This window comes from Pseudomonas sp. MF4836 (assembly GCF_002018875.1).
In the GTDB taxonomy this organism is placed as follows: Bacteria; Pseudomonadota; Gammaproteobacteria; order Pseudomonadales; family Pseudomonadaceae; genus Aquipseudomonas.
In genome coordinates this window covers 1-1,697 of sequence record NZ_MVOL01000040.1, presented here as the reverse complement: position 1 = coordinate 1,697, position 1,697 = coordinate 1, and the positions used below count along the sequence as shown (strand labels likewise).

Annotated in this window: 1 pseudogene; it reads left to right on the top strand. The window is 63.9% G+C overall.

Features of this window, described 5'->3' with window-relative positions:
- Positions 1-1,697: pseudogene (locus tag MF4836_RS35445) on the top strand (hypothetical protein); the annotation flags it as partial.

Below are 1,697 nucleotides of genomic sequence, written 5' to 3'. Positions count from 1 at the left end.
TCCAGGACGCCTACGCCGGGTTGGCGCTTGCGGACGGTGGGCATTTCCCCCTGGGCAACAATGGCCACTTTCACGGCGGCATCCATTTCGACCGTGGCACGGCCAACGTGTTTTCAATCGAGGAGGGGGTGCAATGCGTGGCCGACGGAGAGATCGTTGCCTACCGAATCGATGAGCATTACCCGGATGCCACGCCGGTGGTCGATATACCTCTGGAGGTCAATACAGAAGAGGTTGCTAACGCCGATGAAGGTCAAGAAGCCCAGGCCACGGCTGTGTTGCGACCTTACTCCACCGGCTTTGTCCTGGTCCGTCACCGTCTGCAAGCACCCCCTCTGCCGGCCCCCGCCAGCGACGACGATTTAGCGTCAGCCACTGTCGAACCCGACTACGGCACCCGACTGGCAACCCGAGCCCACGGCCCCACCGTCGGTTGGCTGCCGCTGTACGCACGCGTCGCACTGATGGAACTGCAAAACGGCTGGGCCAAGGTCCGCATCCAGCCGCCCTCGGTTGCCACCTGGACACGCGAACCCGTGGCTGAGCCCTGGCTCCCCCTCTACAGCCTGGACCGCCTGCCCACAACCTTGCCCAATCGCTGGTTTGGCGGCGAGCCGCCGGTCGCAACCGTCGTGCTCGGCAGCCAACCCAAGCCGCAGCCTCCGATGTGCAAGCCCGCCGCCGTCATATCGCCGCCGGAGCTTGTCCTGTACAGCCTTTATATGCACCTGGCCGATGGCGCGAGCTACCAGGCAACCCTCGACCGAACGCCCAGGTGGTGGCCCAAAAAGCAGCACCGCGCCGGCCTGAAGACCAAAAACCAGTGGACCCTGAACGACCAACTGATTGAGGGCCTTACGGTCAGGGCGCTGGATAGCAGCACCGAACTGGGAATACTGGTCCGCGGCTCAGTGATCGAAATCGAGCCGATGGCAGGGAATGATAAATGGGGCCTGGTCCGGCGCATTGTCGAGGGCGGTATTGCCACCCAACCGGACGGCGTTCAAATCACTGAGCTGCCGGTTCCGGGTCGGGTGTATCTGGAGGAGTTGGACGCGTTCAGCGCACCCGCCGCCTTCGACAGCATCGAGATCCCTGTGCCACCGATTCCGCTCAGCATGGGCGAGGTCATCGGCCACCTGGGCCAGCAAGTTTCCAGCTCCGACACCTTGCTGGCCAACCAGCCGGCCTCGCGCCCCATGCTGCACCTGGAAATCTTCAGCGCCGAGGATGTGCCGCGCTTTCTGCTCGACAGCCGCCGTTACGCCGAAAACCTGCCGAAACAGCACTGGACCCTGGTGCGGCTGCGCCAGGGCGACCCGATCAAAGCCGAACCCAGAGACGATGCCCCCTCGGTCATCGACCTGGCGACAGACTGGACCACGGGCATCACCCGCCACACCACCGTGCAGCAGGATGACCACCAGCAGAGCTGGGTCAACGTCCAAGTCCTGGCAGCAGACGGCTCCATCGTCCACGGCTGGGCCAAAGACACCGACCGCCGCCTGACCCCCTGGCATTGGCCCGGTTTCGACGTCGTCGACGCCGCCAGTAACCAAGCCGGAACCTGGTGGGACGGCACCGCCAGCGCCTTCGTCGACTTCCTCAGAGGCGGCCAGCGACCCGAAGAAACCCCATTCTTCAAACACATCCGCCAACTCATGGGCTTGAACAACCAGGGCGAACTCAGTGAAGAA